The sequence below is a fragment of the Streptomyces sp. NPDC017448 genome (genome assembly GCF_044330565.1).
GTDB lineage: Bacteria > Actinomycetota > Actinomycetes > Streptomycetales > Streptomycetaceae > Streptomyces.
This window is the reverse complement of sequence record NZ_JBIRLM010000009.1, coordinates 116680-133780: the sequence shown is the minus strand read 5'-3', so window position 1 is coordinate 133780 and position 17101 is coordinate 116680. Positions and strand designations below refer to the sequence as shown.

Here is a 17101-nt window from a genome sequence, read left to right as displayed (position 1 = left end):
GGGAGTCGGACGTGGCGGGCGTGGTGGCGCGGGAGGAGCGGGACGAGGGGGAGGGCGCGGGCGGCGACGGGTTCATCGCCCTCGACGGCGTCGAGAAGGTCTTCCGGGTCCGCCGCCGCACGGGGCTGCTGCGCGCCGAGCGCCGCGAGGTGCGGGCCGTGGACGGGATCAGCTTCCGGGTCGCGCGGGGCGAGATGGTCGGGTACATCGGTCCGAACGGCGCCGGGAAGTCGACCACGATCAAGATGCTGACGGGCATCCTCACCCCGAGCGGCGGCCGGTTGCGCGTCGCCGGCATCGACCCCTCCCGGGAGCGCACCCGGCTGGCGCACCGGATCGGGGTGGTGTTCGGCCAGCGGACGACGCTCTGGTGGGACCTGCCGCTGCGCGACTCGTACCGGCTCATGCACCGCATGTACCGCATCCCCGACGGCCGTTACCGGGAGAACCTGGACCGGTGCGTCGAACTCCTCGACCTGGGCGAGCTGTTGGAGGTGCCGGTACGACAGCTCTCGCTGGGGCAGCGGATGCGCGGCGACATCGCGGCGGCGCTGCTGCACGACCCCGAGGTGCTGTACCTGGACGAGCCGACGATCGGCCTGGACGTGGTCTCCAAGACCAGGGTGCGGCAGTTCCTCAAGGACCTGAACGCCGAGCGGGGGACGACGGTCCTGCTGACGACCCACGACCTCACCGACATCGAGCAGTTGTGCAACCGGGTCATGGTGATCGACCACGGGCGCCTGATGTACGACGGTTCGCTGGCCGGTCTCCACGAGGTGGGGGAGAGCGAGCGCATGCTCGTGGTGGACCTGGAGCGCGAACTCCCGCCGATCCGGCTGGAGTCGGAGGGGGCGGGGGGCCGGCCCCCCGTGCGCGTCGTCAAGGTGGAGGGCGTGCGCCAGTGGTTGGCGTTCCCCGCCGCCGCGTCGGCGGCCCCGCTGGTGGCGCGGATCGCCGCGGAGTACCCGCTGGTCGACCTGTCGGTGCGGGAACCGGACATCGAGGCCGTGATCGCGAGGATGTACGCGTCGGCGCCGTGAGGGGCGGGCGGAAGGGCCCCTTCCGGGGGCGGCGCGGGCGGGGCGCGGTCCGGTAAGCCTGTGTTCGGAACGGGTGCGTTCAATAGGCTGCGCGGTATGACAAGTGAACGTCCGGACATGCGCGCCTCCGATACCGAGCGCGAGCGGATCGCGGAACTGCTGCGCGAGGCCGTGGCCGAGGGCCGACTGGATATGGACGAGTTCGACCAGCGCCTCGAACGGGCCTACAAGGCGCGTACGCACGGGGAGTTGGAGCCGCTGGTCCAGGACCTTCCGGTGCCGGGTTCGGCCGTCGCCCCGGTGGGCTCGTCCGCCCCCGCCCCGCTGCGGGGCTCGGCGGCGGACTGGCCCGCGCGGATCGGCGGGAACGCCACCTCGAAGGGGGCGTTCGCCCTGTGGGGCGGGTTCCACCGGAAGGGCCGCTGGACGGTGGGCCGGCTGTTCACCGCGTTCGCGATGTGGGGCGGCGGCGAGATCGACCTGCGCGAGGCGCACTTCGAGGACCGCGAGATCGTGATCCGCTGCTTCACGATCATGGGCGGCATCCATGTGACCGCGCCGCCGGAGCTGAACGTCGAGGTCCGGGGCGTCGGCATCATGGGCGGCTTCGGCGAGGGCTCCAGCGAGGAGGGCGAGATCGCCCCCGGCTCCCCGCACGTGCGGATCACCGGCTTCGCCCTGATGGGCGGGGTCGGGGTGGACCGCAAGCGGACGAAGGCGGAGCGCCGCCGACGGGAGGCGGCGCGGGAGGCGGAGCTGGAGTCACGCCGCCGCCAGGGCCCGGAGGGCGGCCTCCGCAAGGAGCTCTGAGGGCGGTGCGGGGCCGGGCCGGGGGGCCGGGACGCACGGTCCGAACCGCGTCTACCGGTCCGCCGGGCCTCCGGGTTCCCGGTCCGCCGGGCCCCCGGGGCACCGCCTCCCCGGCGCCCCGCGCCCGGCGCGGCGCCTCACAGCTCGTCGGTGCGCGGCGTCCGGGCCCGGTCCAGCACCTCCAGGTCCACCCGGTCGCCCATGGCCCGGTACCCGTCGTCGTTGAAGTGCAGGTGGTCGCCGGAGTCGTACGCGGGAAGGATGCGGTTCGGCGCGGCGGGGTCGCGTACGGCCGCGTCGAAGTCCACGTACGCGTCGAAGACCGCCCCCGCCCGGATCTGCTCGTTGACCGCCAGCCGGACGGCGTTGCGCTGGGGGGTCCAGCTGGCGAAGCCCTCGAACGGCGTCAGCGTCGCGCCGATCACCGTGAGCCCGCGGGCGTGCGCCCGCTCGGTGAGGGCGCGCAGGCTGTCCACGATGCGCTGCGGGTCGGTCTCCTGGGGGGACTGCTGTACGTCGTTGATGCCGAGGGCGATGACGACCGTCCGGGCCCCGGCGACCGACAGGGCGTCGCGGTCGAGCCGGTCGGTGGCCGACTGGCCCCCGGTGCCGCGGCCGATGCCGACGATCCGGTTGCCCGCGATGCCCGCGTTGGCGACCCCGTACCGGCCGCCCAGCCGGTCGGCGAGGACGTCGGTCCAGCGGGCGTTGGCGTCGGTGGTGGAGCCGCTCCCGGCGGTCAGCGAGTCCCCGAGGGCGACGATCGCGCCGTGCGTCCGCTCGCTGCGGACGTCCACGGCGGTGAGGTAGCGCCAGTGGGTGGTGGGGAAGGTGCCGCGCTCGTCGATCAGGTACGAGGTCTGGTGGGTGTTGGGGTGGTAGGTGACCGGCCCGCCCGCCTTCGGGGTGCGGAAGCTGACCTGGAGGTCGGAGTCGGGCGCGACGGGGACCACGACCGGGTCGCTGACGACCCGTCCGCCGGCGGCAACGGTGACGGTCGCGGCGCCCTTGAAGGTCACCGGCCGTGTGTTGACGGTGGCCTGATCCACCACCAGGGGAGTGGTGCCGAAGAGGTTCGACAGGGTGATGCGGGCGACGTCCCCGCCGATGCTGGTGTGCACGACGTTACGGATGGTGCGTCCGGGGAATCCGTTCCCGGTGCCCGGTTCGGCGCGCACGGGTGGAGAGGTCCAGGTGGCGACCCAGGCGCCGCCCGAGGTGGCGGGGGCGACCGGATTGCGGGCCGCCGCCTGGGTCTCGGTGGGCGGGAGCGGGGTGGAGCGCGGGCCGGAGAGCAGCGTCGTACCGAAGGCGACGGCGGCGGCGAGCGCGGCGGTGCCCGCCACGAGGGCGATGAGCAGGGCATACCCCTGGCGCCTGGGCATGTGCGGTGGTTCTCCTTGTGATGGTCGTGCTGGTCCCATGATGCGACAGGCCGTCGGGAACTCGACGTGCGGCCCGGGAGTAGGGGAGGTAGGGACAATGCGTACGGCACGGGGGCGAGGCGTACGCGGACGGGTGGAGCGGATGGAACGGACCGGTTCCGGCGGGCAGGGACAGGGCGGGCACGACAACGAGGCCGGGAACGAGGTCGAGGGCGCGGTGCAGGACGCGGAGCGGTCGCAGGAGCCGTCGGAGCACGTGCCGGGGAGTCCGCCGGACCGCCCGGCGGAGAGTTCCCCCGCGCGCGCGGGGGAGCGTTCGCCGGGCCGGGGGGAGCCGGGAGCGCCGGAACCGGAGCCGGGCCGGGAGCCCGGCCGGGAGGCGCGGAGTGAGGGCCCCGGCCCGGGAGCGGGGTCGGGGTCGGGGCGTAAAGGGTCCGTGCCGGGGCCCGGCGGGTTCGGGCGGGGGTCCGAGGGGCCCGGGGCGTCGCCGCGCGGCGCGGGGCCGCTGGCCTCGTTCGCGTACACCTCTGCCGACGAGGAGAAGCAGCGCGGCGTACGGCGCATGAAACTCACGGCCACCGGCCTCCTTCTGCTCGTCGCGCTCGTCTACGTCCTGGCCACCTGGGCGAAGAACTCAGGCGTGGGGGGCTGGCCGGGCTACGTCGCGGCGGCTGCCGAGGCGGGGATGGTGGGCGCGCTGGCGGACTGGTTCGCCGTGACGGCGCTCTTCCGGCACCCGCTCGGCCTGCCCATCCCGCACACGGCCATCATCCCCACCAAGAAGGATCAGCTGGGACAGTCCCTCGGTTCCTTCGTTGGCGAGAACTTTCTCTCCGGAGAGGTCATTCGTGACCGAATTCACGCCCTGGGGGTCGGCCGGAGGCTCGGCGTGTGGCTCGCGGAGCCCGCGCACGCCGACCGGGTCACCGCTGAACTGGCGACGGCCCTGCGCGGCGCGCTGACGGTCCTTCGGGACTCCGATGTGCAGGCGGTCGTGGGCGAGGCCATCACCCGGCGGGCGAACGCGGTCGAGGTCGGGCCGGGGCTCGGCGCGATGCTGGAGAAGGTCGTGACGGACGGCGGCCACCGCAAGGTCGTCGACCTCGTCTGCGTACGGGCGCACGACTGGCTGGTGGAGCACGGCGACTCCGTGATGAACGCGGTGCAGGGCGGGGCGCCCGGCTGGACCCCGAGGTTCGTGGACAAGCGGGTGGGGGAGCGGGTCTACAAGGAGCTGCTGCGGTTCGTCACGGAGATGCGGGACATGCCCGAGCACCCGGCGCGCGGCTCCATCGACACCTTCCTGAACGACTTCGCGGCGGACCTCCAGCACGACGCCGACACCCGGGCCCGGGTGGAGCGCCTGAAGTCGGAGGTCCTGGGCCGGGGCGAGGTCCAGGACGTCATCGCCTCGGCCTGGTCGTCCGTCCGCACGATGATCCTGTCGGCGGCGGAGGACGAGCGCAGCGAACTGCGGCTGCGGGCCCGCGCGTCGCTGATGTCGCTGGGCGCGCGGCTGGCGGACGACGAACGGCTCCAGGGCAAGGTGGACGGCTGGCTGGAGGACGCGGCGGTGTACGTGGTGACGACGTACCGCGCGGAGATCACCTCCCTGATCAGCGACACGGTCGCGAGCTGGGACGCGGACCAGACGTCGAAGAAGATCGAGGCGCACATCGGCCGCGATCTCCAGTTCATCCGGATCAACGGCACGGTGGTCGGCGCGCTGGCGGGGCTGGCGATCTACACGGTGTCCCACGCCCTGGGCGGGTGAGGGCCCAGCCGGGCGGCGGGCCGCCCCGCCTTCCCGAGGTGCTCCGGCCGTCCCGACGTGCTCCGGCCGTCCCGGCGGGCGTCAGTCGGCCCGGCGGGTGACGGCCCAGGAGGCGGCGGCCATGCCGCTCGCCACGGCGAACACGGCGGGCCACGCACCGGTCCTCTTCGCGAGCGGGTGCGATCCGGCGAAGGCCGCGAGGTAGGCGGCGGTCAGCCCGGCGGCGGCCCGGGGCCCGGCCTGGCGGTTCCACTCGTACGCGGCGAGGGAGCCGGCCGCCGCGAGCGCCACACCGCCGAGCGGTCGCTTCCCCGTCCACCGGGCGACGCCGTACCCCCCGATGAGCCCGCTCGCCGCCACCGCCGCCGCCGGAACCTTCGCCATCGCCGCCACCCTCGCCTTCCGTCGCTTTCCGTGAACCGGGCCGTCGGGACCGTAGGGCTCCCGGAGCCAGGAGCCGTCCCGTCGTCCCCGGCGGGCGCACGACGCCTGCCGCGGAGCCTCGCCGCGTTGTCGGAACGCCTGAACCCCTCCAGTATGCAGACGTACCCTCCTCGCGACGCACCGCGTCCGGCGTCATGCGCCGGTCCTCCCGGGGCACGGAACAGCCCTCGGCGTGCGGGGCGGTGCGACCGGCGGGCGGGACGGCCGCACGACGGTGAGGGGGAGGGAAGGGGAGACGGGGTGGGGACGACGATCACGGTGACGGTCGAGGAGAGCGGAACGGAGGGCGGAGCCGCAGGCGGCTCCGCCGGTCCCGTACGTCTCGTCTGCACCGATCACGGCGGCGACGGCCCGCCGCTGCTCCTGCTGCACGGGCTGGCCGGCCACCGCGGCGAGTGGGACGCGCTGGCGGCCCGGTTCGCCGCCACGCACCGGGTGATCGCCTTCGACGCGCGCGGCAGCGGGGAGAGCACCCGCCGTCCCGGGGACGTGTCGCGGGCGGCGCAGGTGCGCGACGTCCTCGCGGTCGCGCGCCGGTTCGGTCTGGCCGGGGAGGAGACGGTGCTGGCCGGGCAGTCGATGGGCGGCCTCACCGCGCTGCTGGCGGCGGCCGCGCACCCGGAGGTGTGCCGGGCGCTGGTCCTGGTCGAGGCCGGCCCGGCGGGTCCGAGCCCCCGGCTGCCGGAACAGATCGGCGCCTGGCTCGACTCCTGGCCGGTCCCGTTCCCGGACGTGGCGACGGCCGAGGCGTTCTTCGGCGGCGGTCCGGCGGGCCGGGCCTGGGCCGCCGGCCTCGTGCCGGGCCCCGGCGGTCTGCACCCCCGGGCCGACCGCGACGTGATGGTGGCCACCGTCCAGGAGAACGCGCGACGGCACTTCTGGGGCGACTGGGACCGGGTGCGCTGCCCGGTCCTGGTGGTACGGGGCGGGAACGGTGCGATGAAGCCGGACGAGGCGGACCGGATGCGGTCCCTGCACCCCGCGACGCGGATCGCCGTGGTTCCGGGGGCGGGCCACGACGTCCACTTGGACGACACGGCAGCGCTGTACCGGGAGATGGCCGCGTTCCTCGCGTGAGGACGCGTCGCAGGGGCGTGTAAGGTCTCGTCCTTCCGACGAGGGGGCCCCATGCTGTTCCGTAACATCGCCGCTACGAGCGCTTCCTGTACGCATGCCGCTTGGAGGAGCGCTTTCTGCGCGAACGCGGCGTGCGCGGACGGCGTCCGTACGGGCACTGCCGCCGTCCGCCGTGGCGACGCCCGCCGCCCGGCCCGAACAGGGCTGCGTGCCGGGGTACTTGCCGCGGCCGCGGTCGCCGCGCTGGTGTCGTGCACCCAGACGTCGAGCGGCGGCGGCCCCGGTGCGGACGTCCCGAGTACGTCGGCGGACCCGGCTGCGGACCGCGCGCGGGGCGCGGAGGGGAACGCGGAGCGGGAGGCGCCGGCGCAGGAGGCCGCCACCGCGGCTTCACCCGGACCCGCGCGGGTCCGGGACGCCTTCGCGACGCTCCAGGCGACCCTCGGCGACACCTGTACACCGGGTGCGGGGGACTGCGCCTACTTCCTCGGGCGGGTCACCCGGGAACTCGCCGAGCTGGACGAGTCGATGCGGGCGGACGCCAAGGGCCCCGGCCATTTCTCCCAGCCGCTCGCCGATATGAAGGCCCTTTTCGCGACCTTGGGCGACGACCGGTCCGAGGCGCACCTGGAGAAGCACTTCTCCACGATCGTCGGCACGCGGGACGGCATCAACACCTGGATGCAGGACCACCCCGACGACTACCGCTGACGCCCCGGCCCGCGGCTCGTTGTGGACGGCCCGAGGCCCGTTCCGGGTGCCGTGTGACCGCCTTCACACGTTTCACCATCGCCGCTTCTTCCGGTCCGGGTGGCGGGAAACCGGTACCGGGGGACCCCCGCGGTTGCCCGGACACCTGCCCCGGCAGGGCCCGGAACGGCTGTGCGCGCTGTTCATCTGCCCGTCATCTGGGGACATAGGGGCAGCTCACGCCGGTGAACGGGAAGGGGCGAGCGAGGCTGCGCCCCTTACCCGGTGGGCCGATATGCGGTACATGCCATGAATTGTCTGACAGGCGATATGTGCCGCGTATGCCCGACCCGTTAACGCGACGGGTCACTGTCCGAAATCGATTGTTGACGGAAAGATTCCGCCCGGGATACGTTTCCCGGCGTAATAGCCAATCCTGCACGTGGAAATCGGTGAGAATCATGAGAATGGCTGCCCAGGCTCTGAACGCATACCGATTAAGCGAGCCGGAGGCGGAGAAGCTGAGCGAGCTGTCCTCGCTTGCCGCGCATTTATCCGACTCGATTCCCATCGTTCTTTCGGGACTCCTCCTGGATCTCCCCGAGGGAATGCGCAAAACGATCCTCGACTTCGGCGCGGACGTGGAATCCCAGGGATTCTGCCTCCTGCGCGGAATCCCTGTCGGCGAACTGCCCAAGACCCCCCGGGCACACGAGGCCCACATTCTCGACGGCCATCCGACCAACGGCACCCTGATGCTGGTGGCGGACCTCCTCGGTTCGCTCACCGGGTACCAGGACGAGAAAGCGGGCGCGCTCTTCCACGACGTGCACCCCGTGCACGGCGAGGAGACCCGGATCGAGAACAGCGGGTCGGTCGCGTTCGACTTCCACACCGAGAACGTGCACCACCCGCTCCGCCCCGACTACCTCGGCCTGCTCTGCCTGCGCCAGGACCACGAGCAGACCGCCGCCACCCGCGTCTCCTCCGTGCGCGACGCGCTGCCCCTGCTGACCGAGGACGAGGTGGCGGAGCTGCGGAAGCCGCAGTTCCACAGCCTGTACCCGACCTCCTTCGCCCGGAACATCCCGGGGCCCCGCCCCTCGGCCGGCCCCCACCCGGTGATCTTCGGCCCGGCGGACCGCCCGCTCATGCGCTTCAACTCGCACAACACGCAGGTCGACGATCCGCGGGCGCGGGCCGCGCTGCGGGCCCTGTCCTCGGCCCTGGAGCAGGTCTGCCGCGACCTGGTGCTCGCGCCGGGCGACCTCGTCGTCCTCGACAACCACGTCGTGGTGCACGGCCGCACCGCGTTCACCCCCCGCTACGACGGCCAGGACCGCTGGCTGCGCCGCTTCTACTCGCTGCGCGGCGCCCCGCTCTGGGCGCAGCGCATGATGCGGCACCCGCGCGTGCTGCCCGCGATGACGGAGATCCGCGGGGTCGTCTGACCCGGCGGCGGCGAGAACCCGGCCCCGGGAGCCGGGGCCACGTCATGTGAATGAGGAAGAGTGGAACTGTACGAGGTGCTCGGCCTGCTCGCCGCCGCGACGGCGGCGGGCTGGGTGGATGCCGTAGTCGGCGGCGGCGGGGTCCTGCTCATCCCGGTGCTCCTGCTGTCCTTCCCCCAGTATTCGCCCGCGGTGGCCCTGGGCACGAACAAGATCGCGGCGGTCATGGGCACCGCGACCGCCGCGTACATGTACCAGCGGCGCACCAAGCTGGACCGCTCGGTCCTGCTGCCGGCCGCCGGCCTCGCGGTTCCCTTCGGCGCGCTCGGCGCGCTGTCCGCGTCGAGCGTCCCCACCAGCTACTTCCGGCCCGTCATCATGGGCCTGCTCATTTCGGTGGCGCTCTTCGTGGCCTTCAAGCCCGGTTTCGGCGTCCAGCAGCGGAACATCGTCGTCACCCCGCGCCGCCGCACTACGGCGATCCTCGTCGCAGGGGTCGGCATCGGCTTCTACGACGGGGTGTTCGGGCCCGGCGTCGGCACCTTCCTCATCATTTCCTTCACCACGCTCCTCGCGACCCAGTTCCTGGAAAGCGCGGCCATGGCGAAAGTCATCAACGCCTCCTCCAATCTGGGGGCCCTGGCCGTCTTCGCCTGGCAGGGAAACGTCCTGTGGGCCCTCGGCCTCGGCATGGCCGTGGGAAACATCACCGGCGCCATGATCGGGTCGCGCACCGCAATGAAAAGGGGATCCGGGTTCGTTCGGATCGTCCTGGTCCTCGTGGTCACCGGAATGGTGGCCAAGATGGCGTACGACCAGTTTGCCTGACGGGCCCACGGGCCTGCGGAAATTCATCCGACGACGGAAGAGGATCCATGGCAAGGGAATTATCCGGGCTGTTGACGCTGACCGATTACGAGCAGGCCGCCGCGTCCGTCCTCGACGCCGCCTCCTGGGCATACGTGGCGGGCGGCGCCGACACCCAGCTCACCGTCCGCGCCAACACCGAAGCCTTCGACCGGGTCTGGCTCCGTCCCCGCGCCCTCGGCGGCACCGGCGCCAAGCCCGACACCTCGGTGACCGTGCTCGGGCAGCGGCTCGCCCTGCCCGTCCTGCTCGCCCCGACCAGCCCGCAGCGCCTCCTCCACGAGGACGCCGAGATCGCGACCGCCCGCGCGGCCGAGGCGACGGGCACCGTGTCGATCGTCAGCACCGACAGCCACTACGCCCTCTCCGACGTGACCGGAGCGGTGGGCAGCGACAGCTGGTTCCAGCTCTACGCCTACCGCTCCCGCGAAGACGTCGCCGCCACGGTCTCCCTCGCGGAGGACGCCGGCGCGACCGCACTCGTGGTCACGGTCGACGCCAGCTACGCGGCCCGCCGCATCACCACCCGACGGGCGGGGTTCCGTACCCCCGCGCACGTCGACTTCGGCAACCTCCGCGCCCTCGGCGTGCTCACCGGCCCGATCCCGGACGGCGCGCGCATCGAACGGCTGCCGCTGACCTGGGACGACCTGGAATGGATCCGGTCCCTGACGCGGCTGCCGATCGTGGTCAAGGGCATCCTGCGGGCCGAGGACGCCGAACGCTGCGTCGCCCTCGGCGCGGACGGCGTGATCGTCTCCAACCACGGCGGCCGCCAACTCGACGGCGCGGTCCCCAGCCTGGTCGCCCTGGAGCAGGTGGCGGCCGCGGTCGCCGGCCGCGGACTGGTCCTCATGGACGGCGGCATCCGCAGCGGCGTCCACGTCGTCAAGGCCCTCGCGTACGGCGCGGACGCGGTGTGCATCGGCCGCCCCTACCTCTGGGGCCTCGGCCTGGCCGGCCGGCAGGGCGTGGAGGCGGTGATCGACCTCCTCCGGAGCGAGATCGAGGACACGCTGCTCCAGCTCGGCGCGGACTCCGTCGCCGACATCGGCCCCGACTTCGCCCTCGACTCCCACCGGCCCGCGAGCCCCGCCGCGCGCTGACCCCCCAGCCGCTGACCGGCCGCGCGCTGACCCCTTGTCCGCTGACCGGCGGCCCGTTGACGTCCGTGCGCTGACCGGCCGCCCGCTGACGTCCGTGCGCTGACCGCCCTTACGCGTCACCCCTCTTCCGGTCCTTCGCGCGGCCTCGCCCTCTTCCCCCGGCAAGCCGCTCCCCTTCTCTCCCTCTCCCTCCCCTCCCTCCCGTACGCCTCAGCAAGGAGCCCCTGTGACTGCTGTGTCCGATGTGACCTCTGCGAAAGTCCACTTCTCGCGGGGCATCCCGCCTCTCGAAGCGATCCCGTCCGCCGAGATCGCCGAGCTGACCGGCTCGCTCCTCGCCGCCGAAGCGGACCGCCTCTTCCAGTACGCGCCGATCGGCCTCCACGCCGGCGACCGTGAACTCCGCGAGCAGCTCGGGGCGTTCCACTCCGTCGATCCCGAACGGATCTTCGTCACCAACGGTTCGCTCCAGGCCCTCGACCTGATCGCCGGCCACCTGCTCAGGGACGCGCCCCGCAGGAAGGTCCTCGCGGAGGCGCCGACGTACGACCGCGCCGTCCAGATCTTCGAGCGGCACGGGGCGCAGGTGTCCGGGATACCGCTGCGCCACGACGGCCTCGACCTGGACGTCCTGCGGGAGCGGCTGCGTACGGAGACGCCCGCCTTCGTCTATGTGATCCCGGACTTCCAGAACCCGGCCGGGGTCACCACGAGCGAGGAGAAGCGGCGGGAACTGGTCGCCCTGTCCGCGGAGTTCGGCTTCACCATCCTGGAGGACATCCCGTACCGGGAACTCCGCTTCGCCGGTACGGCCCCGACGCTCATCGGGGAACTGGCGGACGCGGTGGACGGCGCCCGGGTGCTGACCATCGGCTCGCTGAGCAAGGTCGTCAGCCCCGGGCTGCGCGTGGGTTACGTCATCGCCCCGCCCGGTACGCCGAAGGACCTCGCGGCGCTCGCGGAGAGCACCTACCTCTCGCCGGCGCCGCTGCTCCAGTCGGTCGCCGCGCGGGCCTTCGCGAGCGGTCTGGTCCGGCGGAACATCGACCAGGTCCGCGCACTGCTGCGGCCGCGCCACGACACGGCGGTCGAGGCGGTACGGAAGGCGCTCGGCGATGCCGCACTGTGCGTACCCGAGGGCGGCTACTACATCAGCGTGCATCTGCCGGTACGGACCACGGAGGAGAAGTTCCTCGCGGCGGCGGGGGCGGCGGACATCGCGCTCACCCGCGGTTCGGCGTTCTACCCGGCGGACTCGGCGCCGCCGTCCGGGACGGTGTTCCTGCGGCTGCCGTTCCAGGCCCTGAGCGCCGAGGAGTTCACCGAGGGCGTGACACGGCTCGCGGAGGTCGCGCAGCGGGCGGAGTAGGAACGGAACGGCCCTGCGAACGGCGATAACCTGCGCGGGAGTTACGGAACGGGGAGAGGGGCGGCACGTATGGCCACGGCCGAACAGGGCGCCGGTAGTGACACGGAGGACGAGGCGCCCGGAGCGGCCGGGGGGCCTGCGCCAGGGGTCCGCTCGGACAGGGAGACCGCAGGCGGGCCCCCGGGCGGGGAGGCCGTCGCCGGGCGAAGCTCGCGCGAGGGCACCCCGGCGGGTCCGCGCCCGGCCGGGGCCTCGGACGGGCAGCCGTCCGACGCGCGTCCCGGCGAGGGTGCCGGGACGGGGCCCGGGGAGGCCGGGAACGTGCCGGTTTCCCGGCGCGGGCCGGCGGCGGACGTCTCGCTCTCCGCCGTCCTCGCGGGCCTCATCACCGTCGTGGTCTCGTGCTCGGGCCCCCTCCTCGTGGTCCTGGCCGCCGCGTCGGCCGGCCGGCTGACCGACGCGCAGACCGCGTCGTGGGTGTGGGCGGCCTGCGTGGGCAGCGGCGTGACCGGCGCCGCGCTCAGCTGGTGGACCCGGATGCCGGTGATCACCGCGTTCTCGACGCCGGGGGCCGCCGTCCTCGTCGGCAGCCTCGGGGACTACACCTACCCCGAGGCTGTCGGCGCCTTCCTGGTCAGCGGCCTCCTCATGGCGCTGGTCGGGCTGACCGGCGTCTTCGGGCAGCTCATGCGCCGCGTCCCGCCGGGCATCGTGGCGGCCATGCTGGCGGGGGTGCTGTTCTCCTTCGGCGTCGACATGTTCGCCGCGCTGGACGGCGCGCCCCTCCCGGTCCTGGCCGCCCTCGCCACCTACCTGGCGGTCAAACAGCGGTCGCCGCGCTACGCGGTCGCCTGGGCCCTGGTCGCGGCGGTGGCCGCGACCGCCGTCGTCCCGGGCCTGCACGCCCCGTCCGTCGCCGTCGGGCTGACCCTCCCCGTCTTCACGGCGCCGGAGTTCACGCTCTCGGCGGTGGTGGGGCTGGCGGTGCCGCTGGCCGTGGTGACGACGGCCTCGCAGAACGCGCCCGGTCTCGGAGTCCTGGCGGCCTGCGGCTACCGCCCGAACGACCGGCTGTTGATCACCGCCACCGGCCTCGCCTCCACCGCCCTCGCCCCCTTGGGCGGCCACGCCGTGAACCTGGCGGCGATCACGGCCGCGATCAGCACGGGCGAAGAGGCCCATCGCGACCCGGACCGCCGCTATGTGGCCGGCCTGGCGTGCGGCGTCTTCTACCTGTTGGCGGGTGTGGGCGGGGCGGCCCTCGTCGGCCTGTTCGCGGTCCTGCCGCCCCACCTGATCGCCGTCATCGCCGGAGTGGCCCTGCTCGCCACGTTCTCCGGCAGCCTCGCGCAGGCGGTGGCGGACGAGCCGGGCCGGGACGCGGCGGTGGTCACCTTCCTCACCACGGCCTCCGGCGTCACCCTCGGCGGCATCGGCTCCGCGTGCTGGGGCCTGGTGCTGGGCCTGCTGACGCACCTGGCGCTGAACGTCCGGAGAAGCCGCGGACGTCAGCGGGATGACGTGTGAACTCCCTTGACGCAGAAGGTGGTTGAGGTCGTCCGCCGATCGCGCCCGGCCGGGAGGCGGCGCCGGAGGCCGTGACAGCCGCCCCCGGAGCCGGACCGGTCGACGCGCGGCCGTCAGTCGGCGTACCGCCGCCCCGACGGCTCAGCAGCCCAGCGGCTCGACCGTCCGGGGGGCGGGCGGTCGCGCCCCGGAGCCGTGCCCGCCCCTCACCGCAGGGCGACGCGGGCGAGGACGGGGAGATGGTCGCTGCCGGTGGCGGGCAGGGTCCGGATGTGGCCGACGGTTGCGGACCGGGCCATGACCTGGTCGATCCGGGCCACCGGGAAGGCGGCCGGGAAGCTGAAGGCGAAGCCGCGCTCCGCGACGTTCAACCGCGAAGTGAGAGGGGCCAGCCCCCGGTCCTCCACCGCCCCATTGAGATCACCGAGGAGGACCACCGCGTCGGTCCGCTCGTCGGCGATGGCGCGCCCCAGGAGCCGGGCGCTCTCGTCCCGCCGCTGGGACGCGAGCCCACCCGCCCCGATCCGGACGGAGGGCAGGTGGGCGACGTACGCGGCGACGTTCCCGTACGGCGAGTGCACCACGGCGCGTACGCCGCGGCTCCACCCCTCGGGGACGTCCGCGGGCTTGATGTCCACCGGCCGCTCACCGCTGAGGGGGTACGTGGACCAGAGGCCGACGGTCCCCCGGACGACGTGGTGCGGATAGCCGGCGGCGAGGGCCTTCTCGTACACCGCCAGCTGAGGGCCCACCAGCTCCTCCAACGCGACCAGATCGGCCCCGGTCCCGATCAACGCCCGGGCGGTGGCGGCCGGATCGCGGTTCTCGTCGCTGACGTTGTGCTGGACGACCGTCAACTCCCGCCCGCCGCCGCCCGTTCCGGGCAGGAGCAGGCCGCCGAAGAGGTGCACCCAGGCCGCCACGGGCAGCAGCACCGCCACCAGGGCGACGGCGGACCGCCGCACCAGGGCGACCACCAGCAACAGCGCGACGACCACCCCGAGCCAGGGCAGGAAGGACTCCAGCAGGCTCCCGATCCGCCCCGGCGTGTTCGGCACCGCTCGATGGAACGCCAGCACCCCGGCGAGAGCCCCGGCGATCCCGGCGACCACCCACCCGCCCCGTCCGCCTCGCACGCCGGGCGGCGCCGCCCGGGCCGCCCCCACCGCATCGGGCTCCGCCCGCTCCACCATGTCTTCCCATCCGCTCGGTCCCTCCCCAGGACGACCGGGAAGGGCGATCGGGTTCCGCACGCCCACCGCCACGTCCGGGAGGGCAGCGCCCCGCAGGGGGCGCCTGCCGCTCCGACGCCGCCCGCAGGGCACGCAAGGCGGGCGGCACGGAACCCCGTTGTCCGCCGCCCGGGCCCATGAGAGCATCGGGCCCCCGCGGTCCGGCCCCTCCCCTCGACGCCGCCCACGCGAAGGAGGAGGCGCGGACCACCGCCCTCCCCGCGGTTCCGACAGGGCCGCCGAAGTCTGCGAATGGCAGGTGCCGCCGGATGTACGCGACAGAGCCGGCCGAGGCCCGGATCGAGGAGGCGAACAACCTCTTGGTCGCGCCCTCCGCGCTGCGCGACGGTTCCGTCGAGGACTTCTTCGGGGCCGTCGTCACGCCGCAAGAGCTCGCCTCCGGTTCGGTCGACCCCGCACGGAAGACCGTCTACCTGTGCGGCGACGTGCGGGCGGTCGAGGCGAGCCGCCTGGAGTCGGCCGACCGCGTCTTCGTCGTCCGGGAACTCTCCCGCGGCTACGACGAGAACGCCGACGAGGGCGCCCGCGGACCGTGGCCGGTCGTCGGTCTCGGCCGGGTTCCGCTGCGCGTGCACGGCGTCGGCGTGTACTACCGACGCTATTTCGACCCCGACGCCGACTACTTCGGACGTATCAGCGCGGAGCACGTCTTCCAGTCCCTGACGGAGTCCACCAAGCCCGGGGCGGCCCACCGCAGCGGCATCTACCTGACGCCCGTGACGGGGGACGGCGAAGAGCGGCACTTCCGTCTGCTCCGGTGCTCCACGAACCTCTCGGGACCGACCGAGAACTTCCGCCCCACCGACACGCACATCGTCGAGGAGCTGAACCGCGAAGCCGCCACCGTCTTCCGGAACCACGCACCGCTCAACCACGTACTCGCGCAGATCTACCACAACGCCTCCGCCACACCCGAGCGCAAGCAGTCCAAGGCGAAGATCTCCTCCCACGCCGACAAGACGAAGGACATGCCCGTCAACGGCATCATGGCCTTCTGCACCTTCTACGACGGCCTGGACGCCCTGCACCCGTCCTCCACCGACCCCTTCGACCGCGGGGTGAAGGGCGTCAGCGCGCTGACCCGGCTCCATTTCCGCCTCAAGGAGCCGGCCGCGGAACTCGCCGGAACCCCGCTCCCTCCGCAGTTCGGCATCACGCTCCACCCGGGCTCGGTCTTCTTCATGCCCCTGTCCACCAACCGCCTGTACACGCACGAGATCCGGCCCTCCGCACTGAACGCCGAGCGGCTTCCGACCCGTCTGGGGTACGTGGTGCGCTGCTCGTCCGCCGAAGCGGTCCACAAGGGCGGCCGGACCTTCCTCAAGAAGGGCGGAGACCTGGTGGAGTTGGGCCCGCCCACCCGGAACGGCATGGACGAACTGCGCCGCCTGTACGCCGAGGAGAACAGGACGGCCTCCCTCATCGACTACGGCGACGCGTTCCTCTTCAGCATGAACACGGGAGACTACGTTGCCCCTGCCCTCTGAACCCACGGAGGCCGTCCGCTCCTACGCCCTGCCCGCCGAGGAGAACCCCTTCGCGGAGCTGCTGGCGTCAGTCCGGTGGGAGGACGTGGGAAAGGGGCGGCAGGGCGCGGTACTGACCAGGATCGACGCCGAGGGCCGCGCACCCCTGGTCCGTACGACCACCCGGTACGGCGTCCCGGCGCAGCGCTTCCGCCCGGTCCACGAAAGCCTGGCGCACCGGATCCAGGAACGCGCGGCCCTCCCGACGGCCTTCGACAACGCCCTGGTCGAGAACTACACGAACGCGTACACCACCATGGGCGCCCACTCCGACCAGGCCCTCGACCTGGCGGAGGGCTCCTTCATCGCGGTCTTCTCCTGCTACCGGAACCCCGGGGCGGGCCCCCCGAGGAAGCTGGTCTTCGAGACGAAGGAGCCGGACGGCGAGAGGTTCGAACTGCCTCTCGCGCACAACAGCGCCGTCGTGTTCTCCGTCGCCGTGAACCGCCGGCTCCGCCACCGGATCATCCTGGACACGTCCGCCCGAGCACCGGACAACACCTGGCTGGGCGTCACGTTCCGCACCTCCAGGACCCCGGTGCGCTACACCGGCGCGGGCCACGCCCACCTCCCCGGGGGCGAGCGCCTGCTGCCGGCGACCGACGAACAGGCGCAGGAGTTCTACCGCCTGCGCCGCCGCGAGAACCGGGAACCGGACTTCGCCTACCCCGCCCCCCTGACGTACACGATCAGCGAGAGCGACCTGCTGCCGCCGGCCTGAGCGGGAGGACCCGCGGCGAAGAGGGTGACGTCCGAAACGTCGTGTGGCGGGCCCCGTC

The 17101-nt window shown here is 73.3% G+C and carries 15 protein-coding genes; 12 read left to right on the top strand and 3 right to left on the bottom strand.

The genetic code is table 11. From position 1 onward, the window contains the following. The first annotated feature begins 20 nt into the window (after positions 1 to 20). Positions 21 to 1043 carry an ATP-binding cassette domain-containing protein gene (locus ACH4K1_RS17330; RefSeq protein ID WP_398090259.1) on the top strand — a complete coding sequence of 341 codons (1023 nt, stop codon included), beginning with the start codon at positions 21 to 23 and terminating at the stop codon, positions 1041 to 1043. Between the two features lie 117 nt (positions 1044 to 1160). Further along, on the top strand, positions 1161 to 1853 hold the full coding sequence (locus ACH4K1_RS17325) for a DUF1707 domain-containing protein (RefSeq protein WP_398090258.1): 693 nt from the start codon (positions 1161 to 1163) through the stop codon (positions 1851 to 1853). 137 nt (positions 1854 to 1990) lie between these two features. On the opposite strand, the gene ACH4K1_RS17320 is transcribed toward ACH4K1_RS17325, so the two are convergent. Further along, positions 1991 to 3238 carry an SGNH/GDSL hydrolase family protein gene (locus ACH4K1_RS17320; protein WP_398090157.1) on the bottom strand — a complete coding sequence of 416 codons (1248 nt, stop codon included), beginning with the start codon at positions 3236 to 3238 and terminating at the stop codon, positions 1991 to 1993. 97 nt (positions 3239 to 3335) lie between these two features. Between ACH4K1_RS17320 and ACH4K1_RS17315 the strand changes: the two genes are divergently transcribed. After that, positions 3336 to 5012 (top strand): DUF445 family protein, encoded by a 1677-nt coding sequence (locus ACH4K1_RS17315; protein WP_398090156.1) that lies wholly within the window; start codon positions 3336 to 3338, stop codon positions 5010 to 5012. Positions 5013 to 5093: 81 nt separating this feature from the next. Here ACH4K1_RS17315 and ACH4K1_RS17310 read toward each other — a convergent pair whose 3' ends face one another. Continuing rightward, positions 5094 to 5396: a hypothetical protein gene (locus tag ACH4K1_RS17310; RefSeq protein WP_228991586.1), complete on the bottom strand. Its 303-nt coding sequence runs from the start codon at positions 5394 to 5396 to the stop codon at positions 5094 to 5096. A gap of 300 nt (positions 5397 to 5696) precedes the next feature. Between ACH4K1_RS17310 and ACH4K1_RS17305 the strand changes: the two genes are divergently transcribed. The 7 genes from ACH4K1_RS17305 to ACH4K1_RS17275 all read left to right on the top strand — a co-directional run bounded on the left by ACH4K1_RS17305 (position 5697) and on the right by ACH4K1_RS17275 (position 13543). Then, complete coding sequence (locus ACH4K1_RS17305; RefSeq protein ID WP_398090155.1) at positions 5697 to 6533, top strand: alpha/beta fold hydrolase; 837 nt, start codon at positions 5697 to 5699, stop codon at positions 6531 to 6533. A gap of 204 nt (positions 6534 to 6737) precedes the next feature. Continuing rightward, entirely contained in the window at positions 6738 to 7244 is a 507-nt protein-coding gene (locus ACH4K1_RS17300; RefSeq protein WP_398090257.1) for a hypothetical protein, read from the top strand. Positions 7245 to 7690: 446 nt separating this feature from the next. After that, positions 7691 to 8674, top strand: a complete 984-nt coding sequence (locus tag ACH4K1_RS17295; protein ID WP_398090154.1) for a TauD/TfdA family dioxygenase — start codon at positions 7691 to 7693, stop codon at positions 8672 to 8674. Between the two features lie 60 nt (positions 8675 to 8734). Further along, positions 8735 to 9502: a sulfite exporter TauE/SafE family protein gene (locus ACH4K1_RS17290; protein WP_398090153.1), complete on the top strand. Its 768-nt coding sequence runs from the start codon at positions 8735 to 8737 to the stop codon at positions 9500 to 9502. Positions 9503 to 9549: 47 nt separating this feature from the next. Then, the gene (locus ACH4K1_RS17285) at positions 9550 to 10647 is read left to right on the top strand and encodes an alpha-hydroxy acid oxidase (protein ID WP_398090152.1); all 1098 of its coding nucleotides are present in this window, start codon (positions 9550 to 9552) and stop codon (positions 10645 to 10647) included. 226 nt (positions 10648 to 10873) lie between these two features. Further along, positions 10874 to 12016 (top strand): PLP-dependent aminotransferase family protein, encoded by a 1143-nt coding sequence (locus ACH4K1_RS17280; protein ID WP_398090151.1) that lies wholly within the window; start codon positions 10874 to 10876, stop codon positions 12014 to 12016. Between the two features lie 321 nt (positions 12017 to 12337). Next, the gene (locus ACH4K1_RS17275) at positions 12338 to 13543 is read left to right on the top strand and encodes a benzoate/H(+) symporter BenE family transporter (protein ID WP_398090150.1); all 1206 of its coding nucleotides are present in this window, start codon (positions 12338 to 12340) and stop codon (positions 13541 to 13543) included. Between the two features lie 206 nt (positions 13544 to 13749). On the opposite strand, the gene ACH4K1_RS17270 is transcribed toward ACH4K1_RS17275, so the two are convergent. Continuing rightward, the gene (locus ACH4K1_RS17270) at positions 13750 to 14736 is read right to left on the bottom strand and encodes an endonuclease/exonuclease/phosphatase family protein (protein WP_398090149.1); all 987 of its coding nucleotides are present in this window, start codon (positions 14734 to 14736) and stop codon (positions 13750 to 13752) included. A 308-nt stretch (positions 14737 to 15044) separates the two neighbouring features. Here ACH4K1_RS17270 and ACH4K1_RS17265 point away from each other — a divergent pair, with 308 nt between their 5' ends. Continuing rightward, entirely contained in the window at positions 15045 to 16283 is a 1239-nt protein-coding gene (locus ACH4K1_RS17265; protein ID WP_398090148.1) for a hypothetical protein, read from the top strand. Continuing rightward, positions 16267 to 17043, top strand: a complete 777-nt coding sequence (locus ACH4K1_RS17260) for an alpha-ketoglutarate-dependent dioxygenase AlkB (RefSeq protein ID WP_398090147.1) — start codon at positions 16267 to 16269, stop codon at positions 17041 to 17043. Before ACH4K1_RS17265 ends, ACH4K1_RS17260 begins: the two co-directional genes overlap by 17 nt. Positions 17044 to 17101 lie beyond the last annotated feature (58 nt).

Bases quoted from the DNA above. Each gene is read 5' to 3' on its own strand.
- ACH4K1_RS17325 (WP_398090258.1), top strand. From the start codon at position 1,161: ATGCGCGCCTCCGATACCGAGCGCGAGCGGATCGCGGAACTGCTGCGC.
- ACH4K1_RS17320 (WP_398090157.1), bottom strand. From the start codon at position 3,238: ATGCCCAGGCGCCAGGGGTATGCCCTGCTCATCGCCCTCGTGGCGGGC.
- ACH4K1_RS17315 (WP_398090156.1), top strand. From the start codon at position 3,336: ATGCGTACGGCACGGGGGCGAGGCGTACGCGGACGGGTGGAGCGGATG.
- ACH4K1_RS17310 (WP_228991586.1), bottom strand. From the start codon at position 5,396: ATGGCGAAGGTTCCGGCGGCGGCGGTGGCGGCGAGCGGGCTCATCGGG.
- ACH4K1_RS17295 (WP_398090154.1), top strand. From the start codon at position 7,691: ATGGCTGCCCAGGCTCTGAACGCATACCGATTAAGCGAGCCGGAGGCG.
- ACH4K1_RS17285 (WP_398090152.1), top strand. From the start codon at position 9,550: ATGGCAAGGGAATTATCCGGGCTGTTGACGCTGACCGATTACGAGCAG.
- ACH4K1_RS17270 (WP_398090149.1), bottom strand. From the start codon at position 14,736: ATGGTGGAGCGGGCGGAGCCCGATGCGGTGGGGGCGGCCCGGGCGGCG.
- ACH4K1_RS17265 (WP_398090148.1), top strand. From the start codon at position 15,045: ATGTACGCGACAGAGCCGGCCGAGGCCCGGATCGAGGAGGCGAACAAC.